At 63.6% G+C, this 17,717-nt stretch carries 13 protein-coding genes; 2 read left to right on the top strand and 11 right to left on the bottom strand.

Annotated features, from left to right (window positions below):
- Positions 1 to 103 precede the first annotated feature (103 nt).
- From Q7P63_00400 to Q7P63_00390, 3 genes are all read right to left on the bottom strand, one after another.
- A complete protein-coding gene (locus tag Q7P63_00400; GenBank protein MDP0498537.1) occupies positions 104 to 3,556 on the bottom strand; it encodes a TAT-variant-translocated molybdopterin oxidoreductase in 3,453 nt (1,150 codons plus the stop codon).
- Positions 3,553 to 4,206: a cytochrome c3 family protein gene (locus tag Q7P63_00395; GenBank protein ID MDP0498536.1), complete on the bottom strand. Its 654-nt coding sequence runs from the start codon at positions 4,204 to 4,206 to the stop codon at positions 3,553 to 3,555. The genes Q7P63_00400 and Q7P63_00395 overlap by 4 nt, the downstream gene beginning before the upstream one ends.
- A gap of 554 nt (positions 4,207 to 4,760) precedes the next feature.
- On the bottom strand, positions 4,761 to 6,788 hold the full coding sequence (locus Q7P63_00390; protein ID MDP0498535.1) for a cation-translocating P-type ATPase: 2,028 nt from the start codon (positions 6,786 to 6,788) through the stop codon (positions 4,761 to 4,763).
- A 140-nt stretch (positions 6,789 to 6,928) separates the two neighbouring features.
- Here Q7P63_00390 and carA point away from each other — a divergent pair, with 140 nt between their 5' ends.
- Positions 6,929 to 8,098, top strand: a complete 1,170-nt coding sequence (gene carA / locus Q7P63_00385; GenBank protein MDP0498534.1) for a glutamine-hydrolyzing carbamoyl-phosphate synthase small subunit — start codon at positions 6,929 to 6,931, stop codon at positions 8,096 to 8,098.
- An 80-nt stretch (positions 8,099 to 8,178) separates the two neighbouring features.
- On the opposite strand, the gene Q7P63_00380 is transcribed toward carA, so the two are convergent.
- Positions 8,179 to 8,598: a hypothetical protein gene (locus Q7P63_00380; protein MDP0498533.1), complete on the bottom strand. Its 420-nt coding sequence runs from the start codon at positions 8,596 to 8,598 to the stop codon at positions 8,179 to 8,181.
- Between the two features lie 26 nt (positions 8,599 to 8,624).
- On the opposite strand from Q7P63_00380, the gene Q7P63_00375 reads away from it, so the two are divergent.
- Positions 8,625 to 9,356 (top strand): DUF429 domain-containing protein, encoded by a 732-nt coding sequence (locus Q7P63_00375; GenBank protein ID MDP0498532.1) that lies wholly within the window; start codon positions 8,625 to 8,627, stop codon positions 9,354 to 9,356.
- On the opposite strand, the gene Q7P63_00370 is transcribed toward Q7P63_00375, so the two are convergent.
- The 7 genes from Q7P63_00370 to Q7P63_00340 all read right to left on the bottom strand — a co-directional run bounded on the left by Q7P63_00370 (position 9,353) and on the right by Q7P63_00340 (position 17,576).
- A complete protein-coding gene (locus tag Q7P63_00370) occupies positions 9,353 to 10,231 on the bottom strand; it encodes an amidohydrolase family protein (protein MDP0498531.1) in 879 nt (292 codons plus the stop codon). The two genes, Q7P63_00375 and Q7P63_00370, sit on opposite strands and share 4 nt — an antisense overlap.
- 5 nt (positions 10,232 to 10,236) lie before the next feature.
- Entirely contained in the window at positions 10,237 to 10,695 is a 459-nt protein-coding gene (locus tag Q7P63_00365; GenBank protein MDP0498530.1) for a hypothetical protein, read from the bottom strand.
- Between the two features lie 116 nt (positions 10,696 to 10,811).
- On the bottom strand, positions 10,812 to 11,402 hold the full coding sequence (tsf, locus tag Q7P63_00360; protein MDP0498529.1) for a translation elongation factor Ts: 591 nt from the start codon (positions 11,400 to 11,402) through the stop codon (positions 10,812 to 10,814).
- A 44-nt stretch (positions 11,403 to 11,446) separates the two neighbouring features.
- Positions 11,447 to 12,265, bottom strand: a complete 819-nt coding sequence (rpsB, locus tag Q7P63_00355; GenBank protein MDP0498528.1) for a 30S ribosomal protein S2 — start codon at positions 12,263 to 12,265, stop codon at positions 11,447 to 11,449.
- Positions 12,266 to 12,489: 224 nt separating this feature from the next.
- The gene (locus Q7P63_00350; GenBank protein MDP0498527.1) at positions 12,490 to 15,102 is read right to left on the bottom strand and encodes an ATP-binding protein; all 2,613 of its coding nucleotides are present in this window, start codon (positions 15,100 to 15,102) and stop codon (positions 12,490 to 12,492) included.
- Complete coding sequence (locus tag Q7P63_00345; GenBank protein MDP0498526.1) at positions 15,099 to 15,659, bottom strand: YfiR family protein; 561 nt, start codon at positions 15,657 to 15,659, stop codon at positions 15,099 to 15,101. The genes Q7P63_00350 and Q7P63_00345 overlap by 4 nt, the downstream gene beginning before the upstream one ends.
- A gap of 6 nt (positions 15,660 to 15,665) precedes the next feature.
- Entirely contained in the window at positions 15,666 to 17,576 is a 1,911-nt protein-coding gene (locus Q7P63_00340) for a TonB-dependent receptor (GenBank protein MDP0498525.1), read from the bottom strand.
- Between the last annotated feature and the right edge of the window lie 141 nt (positions 17,577 to 17,717).

Raw genomic sequence — 17,717 nt, 5'->3', positions numbered from 1 at the left:
TGGCCGGGCGTACCTCTTTGAGGACGGCCGGCTCCTTGGCGGAGGCATGAGCTGTACTGTGTGCGCTGCTCAAGGTTATCGATCGTTAAAGGTTAGCGTCGGTTTAGTGGTGATGCTCATCGCCGGCGGCGTGGTCATGGTTGTCGTGGCTGTCGTGCGCTTCGGCGTCGTGGCCGTGGGCGGCATGTGCCTCATCGCCATGGGCTCCGTGGTCCCCGCCGCTGGCACCTTTGTATTCCTTGTAGCTCAGCGGCTCGGAATAGTCGGGCATCTTCGGGTTGGGGTTGCGGAGGCGCGCCATGTAAGTGGTGCGCGGGCGGACGTTGAGGTAGCCGAGCAGCGCGTAGTCGCGGTCATTCGCCTTGGCCTTGGAAACCGCCGTGTTGGCGTCGGAGATGTCACCAAAGGTGATGCACTCCGTCGGGCAGGCGTTTTGGCAGGCGACGCGCACGAGGCCGTCGGGGATGTGAATGTTGTTGCTATCCTTGGCCTTCACCTTTTGGGCGATCTTGGCCTGCTGGATGCGCTGGACGCAATAGGTGCACTTTTCCATCACCCCGCGCATACGGACGGTCACGTCCGGGTTGCGCTGCATGGCTGCGAGGGTGCCGCCTTCGGTCTTGTACTTGTCGGTGCCGAGCGGCCCAGCATACAGCTCGTCGACATTGCGCTTGTTGTAATCGAAGAAGTTGAAGCGGCGGACCTTATACGGGCAGTTGTTCGCGCAATAGCGGGTGCCGACGCAGCGGTTATAGGCCATCACGTTGAGGCCCTGGCTGTCGTGGACGGTCGCATTGACGGGGCAGACCTGCTCGCAGGGGGCGCTTTCGCAGTGCACGCAGCCCATGGGCATGAACGAGGCCTGCGGGTTGGCCGGGAGCGAGACGCGGTTCTGCTCCATGTCGCCGGAGCTGAAGTAGCGGTCGAGGCGCAGCCAGTGCATTTCGCGGCCCATGGCGGTCTGCTCCTTGCCGACGATCGGGATGTTGTTTTCCGATTGGCAGGCAATGATGCAGGCGTTGCAGCCGGTGCAGGTGTTCAGGTCGATGCTCATCCCCCACTGTTGCTCGGGGATGAACTTTTCCATCGCGCCTTCCTTCTTCCAGGCGGAGACGTTGGGCGGCGGGGCACCGAACTCGGGGTGCTCGTAAAGGCTGTTACCGCGGGGCTGCTTGAGGGACTTCTCTTGCAGCGACATGTCTTTCGCCGTGCCGTAGATGGGCGGCGAGTGCGATTCCATGCCCACGTGGTCGACCCAGTCTGGATGCTCGGCGTGGTGCGAGGCGTTGGCTTCGCGCACGATGGCGCGGCCTTCCATCGACCAGTGCTGGCTGGTGTTGGCCAGCGGGTAGCGCTCGGCGAGGACGGTCATCTTGGCACCGATGCGGGCGCCGGGCGAATCGCTATGGGTCAGCGGGTAGGCGTTGAAGCCTGTGCCCTTGCCCACGCGGCCCACCTTGCTGCGGCCGTAGCCGAGGGTGATGACCACGCTGTAGTCGGGCAGACCGGGCATGATGTAGAGCGGGCCGCGGATGGTGGTGCCATCGAGGCTCAGCTCAGCCACCGGGCTGGTCTGGGTGTCCTTGGTAAAGGAGTTTTGCTGCTTGGCAACGCCGCCGATGAGGAACTTGCCGTCCTTGGTGCTGTAACCGCTTTCCTCCGCCAGCTTGGGGCTGATGAGGATGGCGTTGTCCCAAGTGAGCTTGGTCATCGTGTCGGGCACTTCCTGGAGCCAACCGTTGTTGTTCCAGAAGCCGTCGCCGACGCTGTCGCTGGGCTTGATGCGGACTTCGAGGGCGTCCTTGCCGAGGCGCGGGGCGCTGAAGTCGAACCCGCCGAGGCGGCTGCGAATGGCGCCAGCCGTGACCGTGGCGTTGATGGCCGGGAAACGGCGATCGAGCAGACCACCGTCGGCCAGGAAGCGGTTGAAGGCTTTGGCCCTGTCGGCTTCCTGGGTAAAGGCACCGAAGGTCTCGACGACGAGGGCGTAGGTGTCGGAGGTCTGCTGGCCGCCGAGGCGGGCCACGACTTCCAGCTCCGAGATACCTTCGAAGAGCGGGAGGATCATCGGCTGCACCGGCAGCAGGGCACCGTAGTAGCTGAGGCCGTCGCTCCAGCTTTCGAGGTAGTGCGTGCTGGCGATGTTGACCTGCGAGAGGAGGGAGGTCTCGTCGTAGTAGTAACCGTGACGGATGACCTGCTTGACCTTCTTTTGCAGGGCTTCCCAACCGAGGTTGGCCGGGGCATTGTAAACGGGGTTGCCGCCGAGGATGATCAGCGTCTCGACTTCGCCAGCGTCCATCGCCTGCCCAAGCTCCTGAATGGTCAGGGCTTCATCGGCGGGCAGCTCGACATACTGGACGGTGTGGCCGACTGCGCCGAGCTGGGCGTTGATCAGCTGGACGAGCTGGTGCACCGGAGCCGGCAGGTGGGCACCTGGGTGGACAACGGCGTGGCCGGCGTTGGCGAGCAGGTCGGCCGCACATTCCTTGATCCAGGAGGCGTCGATACCGGCGCTGGCGCCTTGTTCGCGGAGTTGCTGGACGAGGCCAGCGTCCCCACCCTTTTGGCTGAGCACTTCCGCCGCAATCAGGGCGACGAAGGCCGGCATGTGGGAGGTGGGCAGACGCAGACGGTGATCCGCCATAGCACCGGTCGCCGTAAAGGCGCTCTCGGCGAGGTAGAGGCGGTTCATGTTCTTCGCGTCGGCCTTGTTCTCGACCTTGCGGCCCTTGGCGTAAGCACGCGCGAGGCCGAGGGAGCCGGGCTCCTGGGTCGTGAAATCGCTATCGACGGCGAGGATGACCTTGGCCTGCTCGAGGCTGTAGAGCGCACGGGCCGAACGACCGAGGGCCTGACTGAGAGCCTTGTCGGGATTCGTGCGGCCGGCGGGGGCGTATTCGGCCCAGCGCAGGCGCGGCATCTTTTGCTTGAGCTGCTGGGCGAGGCGGCGGCGGGTCGGCGAGCTGCTGGGCTCGGCGAGGATCGCGAGGCCTTGGCCGCCCGTCTGGCCAAACTTGTCACCCACTGCTTTGAGCACGTCCGCGACTTCGGCGCTGCTGATCCGGCGATTGTTCGCGCCGGAAGAGGCCGTCATGCGGTCGGGATCGTAAAGGTTGAGCACCGAAGCCTGAGCGAAGGCGTTCATGCCGCCGCCGTAGAGCTGGTAGCCGCGATTGCCTTCGAGGTGCGTCGGGCGATTCTGGTGGGTTTCGACCACCAGCGGAATGCTGTCGACAGCGTCCGGGAAGGAGGTGGTGTAGAAAACCGGCAGGCCCGGGATGCTATTCTCCGGCTGGCGGGAATAGGGAAGGATGTTGGCTTCCGGGCGGCGGCAACCGGCAAGACCGATGCCGGCGGCACCGAAGGAGGCCGCCATGATCTTGAGGAAGTGGCGACGGTTCACGCCGGTGGCTTCCGAGGCGCCTTCCGGGAATTCGCGGTGGAGCCAGTTGCGGAAACCTTGGGTGTCGGCGAGTTCGTCAAGGCTACGCCAGTAGCTCTTGCCCGTCGTGCCCGCCCCGGAGGCGGAAGAGTTTTGGAAGTCCTGAATCATCGGTGACAACCCGAGCAGCTTTGGGGAGGATTAATGTTCCAGTCGACGACCCGTTCGTGCGCCTGTTCCAGGAACGCTTCACGGTTTTCCGGTTGCCAGGTCAGGTCGTAAACCTTGTCGAGCGGGCGGACGTGTTGGTCGGCATTGCGGTGGCAATCGAGGCAGAAGCCCATCGAGAGGGGCTTGTCGTGCCAGACTTCCGTCATCTCGTTGATCTGGCCGTGGCATTCCACGCAGCTCACGCCACGGTTTACGTGCACGGAGTGGTTAAAGTAAACGTAGTCGGGCATCTCGTGGATGCGGACCCACTCGACCGGCTCGCCGCTCTCGAAGCTTTCGCGGATCGGGGCCAGGGCGGGACTGTCGCGACGCACCTGCGAGTGGCAGTTCATGCACGTCTGCGAATCCGGCACATTGGCATGGCCCGACTGGTCGACATAAGAGTGGCAGTAGCGGCAATCCAGGCCAAGCTGATCGACGTGGATCTTGTGGCTGTAATAGACCGGCTGGTGCGGCATGTAGCCGACACGGGTGTATTGCGGCGGGTAGTAATACCAAACCGCTGCAGCTACCGTGCAGGCCAGTACAACCAGGACCATAATGACCTGGAGCGGCACACTGTTAGCGGAGCGCGAAAAGATGTTGGGCATGAGATCTCCGAAAAATGGCTTACCGTTGATCGGCCTGGTAAGGGACCGACCGCTTGTCGCGCTCCAACTGGCGCGGCAAATCCGACGCTTCAGTCGATCGTGTGGGCTCTTTCTGCGGCGTTTGACCTTTCACCAGGGAGACCCCGGCGAGAAGTGCACCAGCCGACAGCAGGAAACTTTTACGCGAAATTCGCTCTTGTGCCATGGTTGATGGTGAGACGTGAGAATGTCGAAGCTGCGACGCCGACCTCGCATCGCGATTGAAAGCCGGAATTACGTGTGTATCCCGGGATCAAGGCAACAGAAAAAAATGAACGAGATGGGGAGAACTTCTATTGCGACAGAATCTCACACAAGGCGCTCACTACTCGGTAGTTATCTGCATCCTACCGGAGGCCGCTCGGCTACTGGCCCCACTGGGCAAATTCTGTCAAGGAGGTCGCAGACCCTGCATTTATGGCGCTTAAGCAGCCCATCAGGGTGGAAAATATTGCACAGGGTATGGTCAAGTTTTCCCAAATAACCGGAGCTAATGCTAAAAATCAGCCACGGTTTTACTTCGTCTTTACCCGAGAGGCGGCTGCAGGCAGGTAGGGATTGGCTGCCGCCAGCGCACGGGCTGAGACGAGGAAACTGGAAACGACCATCAGCAGGGCCGCCGCCACTGGGTGCAGCCACCCCATCGCGGCCAAGCCCATACCGACTATATTATAGCTGGCGGCAAAGCGGAGATTCCAATGGACGACCTTGCGCACGTGGCGCGAGAGCTGCACCGCCTGAGGGAGCGCGGCCAGCGAGTCGCCCAGCAAGACGGCCTCGGCGGTGGAGCGCGTAAGAGCTGAGCCGCTCCCCATCGCGATGGCCGTGACGCCTGCCGTCATCGCGGCCGCGTCGTTGATGCCGTCGCCCACGTAGAGCCAGGCCCCCTCCCCCACCAGCGCGCGCACCCGGCGCTCTTTCTCCAGCGGGTCGAGCCCTGCTTCGACCGGGGCCCCGCCGATCTCCTGCCAGCGCGGCTGCGGGTCACCCGTCAGCACCCGCCCGGAGAGCCCGAGGGCTTGCATCGCGGTCATGGCTTCGGCCGCATCGGCCCGAAGACCTTCCACCAGATGGATCTGTGCCACCGACTGGCCATCGACCAGCACCCAGATCTCGCGGTGCTCGCTCGCCGTGGCCCAGGCTGGGCGTTGCGCGAGCAGTTCGAAGCTGCCGATCGACACCGTGCGGCCTTCCACGCTTGCCTGCACGCCGAGCCCGGGCAGGAGCTGCGTGTCCTCCACCGACAGGCGCTGCTCGGAGGCGGTGGCAAGGGCTCGCGCGACCGGGTGCGGCCAGAGGGCTTCGACCGAGGCCACGGCAGTGGTGATCCAAGCTCGTTCGGCTTCGGCGGCGGGGGCGAACTGCCAGTTCGTCACCTGCAAGACGCCTTCGCTCAGGGTGCCCGTCTTGTCCCAGACGACGCCCTCGGAGAGCGCCAGACCGTCGATCACCGTGGCAGAGCGCGCGACGAGCCCGAGCTGGCTCAGACCATACAGCGCACGCCACACTGCCAGAGGCGTTGCGAGGCCCAGGGCACAGGGGCAGGCAACCAGCAGCACCGCCATGGCGTTGAAGAGCCCTTGCCACCAGACGGCCCCGGCGAGGGTCCAGCCCACAAAAGTCAGTAGCGAGACGCACACTACGATGGGCACAAAATAGCGCATCAGGCGGTCGGCCTGGGCCTGCAGCCGCGAGGGGCGCTCACCCGCTTGCTCGACCAATGTGAGGATTTCGTCGAGCTGACGAGACCGCGTAGCACGGGGGCGAATAATGAAATGGCCGTCGACGGAATAGGTACCTGCCAGCACCGTATCGCCTTTTTGGCGCACGACCGCATCGGGCTCGCCGGTGAGGCTGGTCTCTTGCACGTAGCCCCGCCCGCCCACGACCTCGCCATCTACCGCGATGGGTTCGCCCGGGTGCACCACCACGCGGTCGGTCTCCGGGTCGACCAGGCCGACGGCCACTTCGCGGCGCCCTCCCCCATCGGTAGCCACCCACGTGGTCGAAAAGGCATCGCGCAGGGCGGCGAGCTCTTGCTCGATCTTGCGCCGCTGCCGCGCCCCCACGAGGCGCCCGATGGTGTATATAGAGAGTACTACGGCCACGATCTCGTAATAGACACTCGTCTGCCCGGTGAAGGTCGAGACGAGAGAGCCGCCCAGCGCGCCCATCATGCTCAGCGTAAAGAGCGACTCGATGGTGACTTGCCCGCGCGTGAGAGCCACCCAGGTGGCACGAAGCAGCGGACGCCCGAGCAGGGCCAGCGGGATGAGCGCCGAAAAGAGCAGCCCCCCGTGAATACACCAATACATCGGGCTGCCGAAGGCGGGGGCCTCCCCAGCCAGCCGAGCATTATTATAACCGAGGCCGAAGGTCATCCCCTGCCCCACGAAGACGAGGGCGATGGCCAGCTTGAACCATTCGCCCGACTGGTCGCGGTCGCTGACCGGGTCGAGCAGGCCGGCAGCCGTCGGGCTGGCGCAGGCGCAGCCAATCACGGTGGGACGCAGGGATGAGGCCGAGGCGGATCGTCCGGACATGCTCCCAATGTGGGCGATCCAAGGCGGTTCGACAACTCTTCTGGTCGAGCTGCGGAAGGACTCCCGTCTTAAATTTCGGTAAACAATGGGTTTTTCGTTTGCCGAGAGGCGCGTGCGGGCCTTTAGTCCACCGGTTAATCATGACGGATGCTTTCAAGATGGGCGTTCTCGCGCTGGAGGACGGAAGTGTGTTCCGCGGTCGGGCCTTCGGGGCTACCACCACCGCGGTGGGCGAAGCGGTTTTTAATACTGCGATGACGGGTTACCAGGAGACCATTACGGACCCCTCCTACTACGGGCAGATCGTCACCATGACGGCCCCGCAGATCGGTAACTACGGCATCAGCCTCGACGACAACGAGAGCGATCGGCCGCAAGTCTTTGGCTTCGTCGTCCGCGAGCTCAGCCGCGTTTCGAGCAGTTGGCGCGCGTCGGAGACGCTCGACGGCTGGTTGCAAGCCCACGGCGTGCCCGGCGTCAGCGGCGTCGACACTCGCGCGATCACCAAGCGCCTGCGCGTGCACGGCGCCCTCAAGGCCTGCATCAGCACAGAGGGCATCTCCGATGAGGAGGCCGTCAAGCGCGCGCGCGAGTGGACCGGCCTCGTCGGGGCCGACTATGTGCGCGAAGTGACCACCAAGGAGGCGTTCGACTGGAACAGCCGCCAGGTGGATGCCACGCCGTTTACGGTGCCCGGCACCCAGCTGATCGCCCCGAGCATGGAAGGCCGCAAGCGTTACAAGGTCGTCGCCTTCGACCTCGGCGCGAAGTACAATATTTTCCGCAAGCTGGCCTACCATGGCTTCGACGTGACGGTGGTCCCGGCCACGATGAGCGCCGAACAGGTGAAGGACCTCCAGCCCGACGGCGTCTTCCTCAGCAACGGCCCGGGCGACCCCGCGCCGCTGACCTACGTGCACCAGACCGTGGCCAAGCTGATCCAGGAATACCCGACCTTCGGCATCTGCATGGGCAACCAGATCCTGACCCACGCCCTCGGCGGCAAGACCTACAAGCTGAAGTTTGGCCACCGCGGCGCCAACCAGCCGGTCAAGAACCTCGAAACGGGCAAGGTCTCGATCACCTCGCAAAACCACGGCTTTGCGGCCAGCCCACAGGAAGTGGAGCAGCGCGGCGGCATCGTGACGGAGATCAACCTGAACGACGGGACCGTCGAAGGCCTCCGCCACAAGGACCTGCCCTGCTTCTCGGTGCAGTATCACCCGGAAGCCTCCCCGGGCCCGCACGACAGCGACCCGCTCTTCGACGAGTTCCACCAACTGGTGGCCAAGGTCAAGGGCGACAAGTAAGCAAGATCTTAGATCGACTTTCAGCGCAGCATCCGCTCCCGGATGCTGCGTTTTTTTTTGCAGCCTGGCGTCGCCCGCATCTACAGGGCTCCCCACCCCAGCATCAGGAGGGCTTTGAGGCTCCACGCGACGAGGCGGCCACGGTTCACCACGAGCAGGCGGCCGATCAGGGCAGGCTCGGGGCGTTGCTCCAATTTCTGATGCAGGGGGACTGCGCCCAACCCGGTCGTCAGCCAATTCGTCACCACCAGGCCGATCAGCATGAGGCGGAGAGCTAGCGGAAGGCTACCGTCGAAGCACAATGCTACGGTTGCGATCAGTTCGGCCAGCATAACGGGCGCGACAACCCAGCCCATGCGACGCGCATGTTGGGCGTGGTAGGCCGGCCAGCACTCGGCGGCCACCTGCCGAAAGAGCGGGTAGAGCGCGAGGTGCACCGTCCAGATCAGGCCCAGCAGGAAGAGGCCGCTTGCGCTTGAAATCTGCCATGCCCAGTTCATCCTCGATCCTTTAACCCTGATCACGCATGAGTGCCGAGCCAAATCAGGTGGTGGGAGTCGACGGGTGCCGCAGCGGCTGGATCGCGGTGGCAGGTGGCGCGGAGCCGACGACGATGCGGGTCTTCGGCTCCGTGCAGGAGCTATGGGAGGCTTACAGCGACGCCTCTACCATCGCGATCGACATGCCCATCGGCATGGCCAGCGGGCGCCAGCGGAGGGCCTGCGACCGCGCGGCCCATGTAGCCTTGCGCTTGCGACGGGGCGCGCCGAGTCGCGTCTTCCCGGTGCCGGTGCGCGAGGTGCTGGCGCTGACGGTGGATGCGCCGTACGCAGAGGTGTTGAAGCTGCACCGGCAGGTGGGTGGGCGCGGGCTCAGCCAGCAGGCTTATCACATCTTGCCGAAAATTCGCGAACTCGATGCCCTGCTCCAGGCTGTCCCAGACGCCCGGGAGCGAATTGTCGAAGCGCATCCGGAGATCGCGGCCGCAAGGCTGAACGGCGGGGTGCCGCTGCCGCCGAAGAAGGAGAGCGCCGGTTTTGAGCGGCGGCTACAGGTGCTGGAGGCGGTCATCCCGCGCGCAAGGGAGCTCTATGCGACCTGGCGACCTTTGATCCGGGGCGCAGCTCAGCCGGACGACTTGATCGACGCCTTGCTCTGCTGGCGGGTGGCCCGACGCCCGAGGCAAGAGCGGGGCACGTTGCCGTGGGGCCCCACGCCGCACGACGCCACCGGGCTGCCGATGCGGATCGTGTTTTAGAGCCCCAGCAGGCGACGGGCGTTGCCTTGCATCACCAGCGAACGCGCTTCGAGATCGGTGATCTCGGCTTCGGCCTCCTGCACGAGGTGGGCAAAGGAAGGCTCCTTCTCCGTGCGGGGGTAGACGCGCAGGGGGTAATCGGTGCCGAAAAGGATCCGCTCGGGGCCGACGAGGCCGAGCACGGTCTGCCAGACGCGGCGGTCGTAGAGCAGCGGACTGGCGGCGGTGTCGAAGTAAACATTGTGGAGCACCTTGCGCACATGGCGGTTGAGGAAGTAAAAGGGCAGCCCCCCACCCCAGTGGGCGAAGACCAGCGGCAGCTCCGGAAACTGCTCGGCCAGCCAGAAGTAGTCGGCCAGCGGGGTCTCGATGCGGCCCGGGTAGTCGTGCCCTACCGGCTCGGTCACGTGCAGGGTGATCGGGACGTGCCGCTCTTGCGCGAGGGCGCAGATTTTCAGCCAGGTGGCATCGGTTCGCACGTTGAAGCCCTGCACGGTGGGCATCATCTCACCGATGCCCTTGCAGCCTTGGTCGAGCGCCCAGACGAGTTGCTCGTAGGCCAGTTCGCCGGCGGCAGGTTGAACGGTGGCAAAGGGGACGAAATGCTCGGGGTCCTGCCGTGCCCACTCCAGAAACAGCTCGTTTTGCCAGTGGCAGGTGCGCTGGTGGATCCAGTACCAGCCTTGCAGCACGCTCTTCTCGACGCCCCCGGCATCCATCGCGGCGACCATGGTTTCGTGGTCGGCCCAGCCCTGCGGCCCGCGCGTCACGAGCAGGCCCCAATAGTGCTCCCCCTGCTCGGCCGCCCATTGAGCCGGGGCCTGCGCGACCTCCGTCGGGTAGCGGTGAGTATGCCAGTCGATGTATCCAGCCATGAGAGTCATGAACTTGCCATACCAGCGAAGAAGTGGCTGACGATCCAGATCAAGAGCAATATCGCAATCACCCACAGGAGATAATGGAACATGGCCGCCGAAAGGCCAAGTAGCAGCGCGGTTTCCGAGATGCGCCGCTCTTCCCCCCGAATCAGAGAAGCCAGGCCACATGCCGATCCGATCATGCCCAAACCAATAACGCCCATATATAGGTACTGCGTCTTCTGCTTTTCCTTCGGCTCCGATTCAGGCTCAGGCTCTTCCTGCTTTCTGAAAGTAAACGAAAGGAGGGGATCTTTCTGCTCACCCAGCGTAACCACCGTAGAGTGCTTCTTTTCCTTTTCCTCGACCCCAGGCAGCTCAATGCTGCCGCGAATCCATGGCAGCAGCAGGGCGCCGGTCAGTGCAATCCATCCCACCATACAACCTGCCGCACCCCAAGGGCTTCGATTTGAGGATTTCATAGTAATGACAGGTTTTAGCATATGCTCCTGCCCCTCCCGCACGAGCACAAAAAAAGCCTGATCCGGTGCGCGGATCAGGCTGAAAGGTGTTTTGCGAATCCTGGGACCAGCAGCGCTTAGGCGCCGATCTGGAAGCGGGCGAAACGCTTCACAACGATGTTTTCGCCCATCTTGGAGATCTGTTGCTTGATCAGCTCGGTGATGGTGATGTCCGGGTTCTTGACGAAGGGCTGCTCCATGAGGCAGATCTGTTGATAGACCTTCTCGATCTTGCCTTCGACGATCTTCTGGACGATGTTCGCGGGCTTACCTTCGACTTGACCGGCGGCGATTTCGCGCTCCTTTTCGAGGAGTTCGGCCGGCACTTCTTCGCGGCTCACACAGACGGGGCTGGCGGCGGCGATGTGCATGGCGATGTCGCGCACGAGGGCCTTGAAGTCGTCGGTCTTGGCCACGAAGTCCGTCTCGCAGTTGAGCTCCACGAGCACGCCCACCTTGCCACCCATGTGGATGTAGGATTCCACCAGGCCGTCACCGGCTTCGCGGCCCGACTTCTTGTCGGCGCTGGCGATGCCCTTCTTGCGCAGGTAGGTAATCGCCTCTTCTACGTTACCGTTGGTTTCGAGAAGGGCTTTCTTGCAATCCATCATGCCCGCGCCGGTCTGGGCGCGGAGGTCGGAGACCATCTTAGCGGTGATTTGGCTCATAAGTCGTTACGGAGAGGATAAGTCGGAGGAGGAAAGAGCAGTCTTTACTCGTTGTCGCTGCTGTAGGACTGGGGCACTTCTTCGGACGCGCCACGCGGGTTCACGGGCACGACTTGCTCTTCGGTCGCGGGAGCGGCGATGACGTTGCCCACATTGCGGGGCTGGATCGTCTCGGGGCTTTCGCGGCGGGCGAGGCCGGCCTGGATCGCGTCGACGATCGTCTCGACGACGATGCGGATCGACTTGATGGAGTCGTCGTTACCCGGGATCGGGTAGTTGATCACCGTCGGGTCGCTGTTGGTATCGACGAGGGCGACGAGGGGGATCTGGAGGCGGCGGGCTTCTTCGACGGCGATGTGTTCATTCTTGGTGTCGATGATGAACATGGCGCCGGGCATTTCGCGCACGTTGGCGATGCCTTCGAAGTTGCGGGTCATGCGGACCATTTCGCGACGGATCGCGGCCACTTCCTTGTTGTGCATCTTGTCGAAGGTGCCGTCAGCTTCCCACTTCTGGTACTTCTGATACTTGTCCATCGAGCGGCGCACGGTGGTGAAGTTGGTCAGGGTACCGCCGAGCCAGCGGGCTGCGGCGTAGGGCATGCCGCAAGAGTTGGCGGCTTCGCGGACGATTTCCTGGGCTTGCTTCTTGGAGCCGACAAAGAGGATATCCTTGCCGCTGGCGACGAGGTCTTCGACAAACGCGGTGGCCTTCTCGAGCTGAGCGTAGGTCTTCTCGAGGTCGATGATGGAGATGCCGTGGCGATTGTCGTAGACGAACTTCTTCGCCTTCGGGTTGTAGCGGCGCACTTGGTGGCCAAAGTGAACGCCGGCGTCCAGGAGGTCTCGGATCGTGATATTCATGTGTCGTACTTGCCCCATCCCTCTCGGGACAAGCTGGCGCAGGGGGGGGCGGTGCCAGCTTTATTTTTCGTTGGTTATTGGTGGTTTCGTTCTTTTCCAGCCCGGGAATTCCGTGCGCGAAAAGGTGAAAAGACAACCGCCCGCGCGCGGGGTGGCAAGCGAAAAGTCGGCCCGAGGGTAAACTTGCCCCTTCTGGCCTGGTTCTAACGCAAGCGATGGCAGCTTCAAAGCTCTTGGCGGCCGTTGGCGAGGGCGTCGGCCAGGGTCTTGCGCAAGACGTCGATCGAGAAGGGCTTGCCCAGATAGCCGTCGAAGCCGAGGCGCTGGAACCGCTCGGACTCGCCCGGCAGGGCATGCGCGGTGAAGGCGAGGATGGGGACGCTTTGGTAGGGCTCGATCTCTCGCATTTCCTGCATGTATTGGATGCCGGCTTCGCTGGTTTCGAGGCTCAGGTCCATGAGCACGAGGTCGAACGGGCGTTGCTTGGCCAGTTCGAGCGATTCGGCGCCGGTGGAAGCGAGGGCGACGTCGTACTGGTCTTTGAGCAGCATCCCGAGCAGGCGCTGGGTGCTGGGGTTGTCTTCCACGGCGAGGATCGAGCGCCGGGCATCGCTGCCTTCCGCTGCTTGCTGCGGCTCGGTCTGGCGCGGGTCGGAGGTGAGCGGTTTCGGGCTTTTCATTAATGAAACGGTAAAGGAACTGCCTTTGCCTTCCTCACTTTCGACGTGGATTTCGCCTCCCATGAGGCGGACCAGCTGACGGGTGATGGTGAGGCCGAGGCCGCTGCCTTCGATCTGGCGGGTTTCGCTCTGGCGCGAGCGGGTGAAGGCGTCGAAGATGTGCGGGATGACGTGCTTGGGGATACCGAGCCCGGTGTCTTCCACTGCCACGTAAAAGCGGTCGGACTGCTCCCAGAGGCGGACGGATACGCTGCCTTCGGCGGTGAACTTGAGGGCGTTGCCGATCAGGTTCATCATCACACGAGTGAAGGCGGCGCGGTCGACCATGCCGGAGACGGGCTCGCGGCAGTAGGTGTAGCTAAATTCGATGCCTTTTTCGTTCGCCTGCGAGCGGAAGAGGTCGACCAGCTCCTCCAGCTCGCCGCGGATGTCGATCGGCTCGCGCTTGAGCGGGGATTCGCCGCCTTCGAGGCGGGCGAGGTCGAGCACGGAGTTGAGCGTATCCATCAGGCGTTTGCCGCCGCTGCGGATCATGGCGGTAATCTCCTTGATCTCGCCATTACCGTGCAGGTCGAGCACTTCCGCAAAGCCGAGGATGGCGGTGAGCGGGGTGCGGATGTCGTGGCTCATGTTGGCGAGGAAGACGGACTTGGCGCGGGCGGCTTCTTCGGCCCGGTCTTTGGCCCGCCGCAGCTCCTGCTCGGTCCGCTTGCGCTCGGTGATCTCGCGCGAGACGGCGAGGACTTGCGCGACTTCGCCCGTTGGCGCCAGCTCGGGCGCAAGGCGGGTGTGAAAGGTGCGAAGGGTGCCGTCCTGGTGTGGGTAGTCAAACTCCAGCTCGGCATGCTGCGCCCCTTCGTAGATGCGTTCGATCGCGATACGCCAGGCTTCCAGACGCTCGGGAGCGACCTGCAGTTCGTTCAGCGTCTTGCCCGTAAAGTAATCGGAGGTGAGCCCTGTGAGGTCCAACACGGCGCTGTTGATGTAAATGATGCGCAGCTCGCGGTTGTAGCGGGCGATGACGTCGGGCGAGTGCTCGACGAGGGCGCGGAACTCCTGCTCGCGCCAGTGGAGGGCACGCTCGGCCTGGCGGCGCTGGCTGATGTCGTGTGCGACGCCGATGGCGCGGGTCAGGTTGCCCTCCGCATCGCGAAAGCCTTTGCCGCGGCAGGATACGTAGACGCGCTGCTCGCCTTCGAGCACGGAAAACTCCACCGAAAACTCGTCCTGCGTAGTCGCAGCGGTGTGGAAGGCATTGACGAGGCGAGCCCGTTCGTTGGGGTGGACGCGCTCCAGCAGGTCGACCACGCTGATGCCTTGCAGGCTTTCCAGCGCGATGGGGAGCCCCTCGACCGACTGCCAGTAGAGGGCGTCGCGCTCGTGATCCCACTCCCAGATAAAGGTGCGGGAGGCTTCCAGCGCCAGGTGCAGGCGGTCCACGGCTTGCTTCAGCTCTTCTTCGCGCTGGTTGACTTCGCGGAGCATGAGCGCAAGGGCTTGCGCGAGCTGGGCCATCTCGTCGGAGCCTTCGTCGGGCACGTAGACGGAGTAATCGCGGTCGCGTGTGACGCGGCGGGCCAGATCGGCCAGAGCCAGCACCGGCGTGGACAGGCGGCGCTCCAGCATTCGGGCTGCCAGCAGCGAACTGGCCGCCGCCAGCAGGAAGGCGCAGGCGGCCGTGATCAGGTAGAGCACGAAGCGCTCGTCGCGCGCATCGTAACCGGCAACCAACAGCAACCGACCGACTTCGCTGCCTCCCACTTCGATGGGCAGGACGATCTCGATGGCATCGGCCCCTGTCTTGACGCCGATCGGGGGTGCCGCCGGGGGGATTTCGAAGGAGGAACCGGGCTGGACGAAGTTGGCGATCAGCTCGCCCGTATCCAGGTAGACGGCAGCGGCATTGACTTCGCGGTCCGACTTGAGACCGTTCATCATGCGGCGAGCATCGGGCGCGGAGCGGAAGGCGACCGCCGCACTCAGGTTGTCGCGCACGATCCGGGCCTCCGTATGCAGCTTGTCGACGAGTTCCCGCTCGGCCGAGCGCCATTCGAAGATGAGCAGGATGGTAAAGGAGACGACGAGGCTCAGGACGCTGGTCATGAGGAGGGCCAGGGTCACTTTCATCCGGATCGACTTGCCGGGAAGCTTCATCATGGCGCTTCGATCACCTCCCGCGCCACGGCCAGCAGGCGGGCGCTCAGTTGCAGACGGGCGTCTTGGCATTTGGATGGGTTGACAGCCAAGGCAATGCGGTCGCGCTCATAAAAGAGCCCTACCATGCCTCCGCGTTTGGGAAAGTCTCGATAATCCGCTACGGTGAGGACGGGCCGCCCTTCATAGTCCTTTACGATCCGCTCGGTCCAGCGGCGGAAGGAGCGGCTGACGAATACTACGTGGGCGTCGTCGACTACGTCGAGGGAATCGGTGGTGCGGACTTCGATGGCATGGCCCTCCACGTCCTTGCCCCGCACCAGTTCCGTCAACTCCTCGGCAATCTCGTTCGCGCCGATCACCAGAAAGACGAAGGGGCGGTCGGCCGGGAGCTCTTCCCAGTCGACAAAGAAGCAGAGGCGGAAGAGGAAGGCGGCCTTGAGCTTTTCGGCCGCCACCGGGATCTGCTCGTCGTCGTGCTGCGCGTAAGCAGTGCCGCACCCTGCCAGCAGGATGGCCAAAAACACACTGAAGAGGCGTGAGAAACGAGAGCGCAGCATGTACCCCTAAAAAGTGAACGCAGCCTGTGCTGCCACCATCCGGCTGATCTCGCGGCGCACGGGAGACGCCTGACGATATTCCGGATGGTAGCGATCGAGCAGGTTTCGCCCGATCAACGCAAGCTCGATCCCTGGGCGGGGTGCCCAGGCGAGACGCACGTCCATTTCCAGATAATCGGGTACGGCCGGCGCGGGCAAGTCTCCAACATAACGAAGATGCGTGGTCAATTCCGTGGCGCGGGGCAGCTCAAAATGCGCGACGAAGGAGGCGAGGTGTCGCGCGTCGTTGCCCAGCAGCTGTTCCGAACTGGCGAGGGCGGCCCGGCTGCCCGGCTTGAGGTCGTAATCCTGCCCCAGGTAGCTGTAGCTGGCCTGCAGGCGCACCCAGTAGAGGGGGCGGTATTCCACCTGCGCCTCCCCACCCCACGTTTCGCCCCGCTGGCCGTTGGCATAGACGTAGCGGCTGCCGCCCAGCGGCTCGACCGTCGCGAGGTCGTCGTAGTCGTGGTAAAAGAGCGAAAGCTCGATCGAAAAGGTGTCGTTGGTGCGAAAGCGGTGGCCCAGCTCGTAGGCAACGAGCTTTTCGGATTTATAGTCGTCGTTGCCTTCGATCGAGAAGAGCGGCGTGACCCAGCGCAAGTCGGTATCGGCCCGGGCGGGGGTGCGCACCGCGCGGGAGATGGCGGCCCAGAACATGTAGCGATCGTCGGGCAGCCATTTGAAGCGGGCACTGGGCTGCACTTCCGCCCGATCGACGAGGCCGTTGTATTCGTACTTGCTGCCGAGCACGAGGCGGAAGGCCGGGTGGATCGTCCACTCGTCCTGCAGGTAGAGGTTGGCCACGCCAAAGCCTTCGTCTTCCGGCTGCAGGTAGGGGATCGAAACCTGCCGGGTCTCGTCCCAGGAATAGCGGTAACCGCCGCCCCACACCATGTCGTGCCGCTCCAGATGGCCGACGTGGTGGCGCAGGCTCAGCTCTGCCGTCTCGCGAAACTCGTCCAGCGCGCCGAGGTGCAGGCGGTCGTAGCGGTCGTACCAGGTTTGCACGTGCAGGGTCGAATCGTCGGCCAGCGCCTGCTCCCAACGGGCGAGCAGGTGCCCGCCTTCGTAGGTCTGGTAATCGTCGTAGTGGAGGCCGAGCTTGTCGGTAAAATACTCGCCAGTTGTCACCAGGCGACCGCGCTCGGTGGGCAGGTAGTCGGTGCGGAAGCCGAAGCGCGCCATTTCCGTGCGGTCGTAAGGGCTTTTGTCGCCGCCCTGGAACCAGGTGGCGTTTTCGGTGTAATACTTGGAGTAGACGCGGGCGTAGAAGTTCTTCGAAGGCTGGAAGCCCACGCGGCCCGACTGCACAAAAGTCTCCGGTGCGCCCCAGGTCGTCTCCAGCCGCACGCCCTGCGTATCCTCCGCCGGCTTGGTGTAGATGTTGATCACGCCGTTGACGGCATTGGCGCCCCACATGGTGGCCCCGGGCCCGCGAATGACTTCGATCCGGTCGAGATCGCCGAGGATGTAGTCGGGCCCGTCCCAGATCACGCCCGAGAAGAGCGGGCTGTAGAGGCTGCGGCCGTCCATCAACACTTCCAGCTTGTTCGACGTATCGAGGTTGAAGCCCCGAATGCTGATCGCCCAGGCTCGGCTGGTGTGTTGAGACACCTGGACCCCCGTCGCATAACGTAGCACATCGGGCAAGCGCAGCGCTCCCGTCTGCCGGATCTGGGAGGCCGAGAGCACGTCGACCGCGGCTGCCGTCTCGAAGAGCACCTCATCCTTGCGAGACGCTGAAGAGACGGGGATGCTGAGCAGCTCCTCGATATCGAGCTCGCCAAACGAGGCATCGGGCGGAGAGCCGACGTCCTGGGCGAAAAGCGAGGGGGACAGAACTACCGAGACAAAAAGGAGCGAGCGAAATTTGGACATGTGAGACGGGAGCGGGAGAAACTAGCAGCAGTAACCGTTTCCATCAAGCAGGTGAAAACCATTCAGCGAAAAATCTTTCCTGAAATGGAAGTTACCGACCGTTGATCCTTCCGCCTCACTAAAAACACGAAGGCCCGTCTC

The organism is Verrucomicrobiota bacterium JB022 (genome assembly GCA_030673845.1).
GTDB lineage: Bacteria > Verrucomicrobiota > Verrucomicrobiia > Opitutales > Oceanipulchritudinaceae > WOUP01.
Note: the sequence above shows the minus strand (reverse complement) of the source record. Positions and strands in the feature narration are given on the sequence as shown.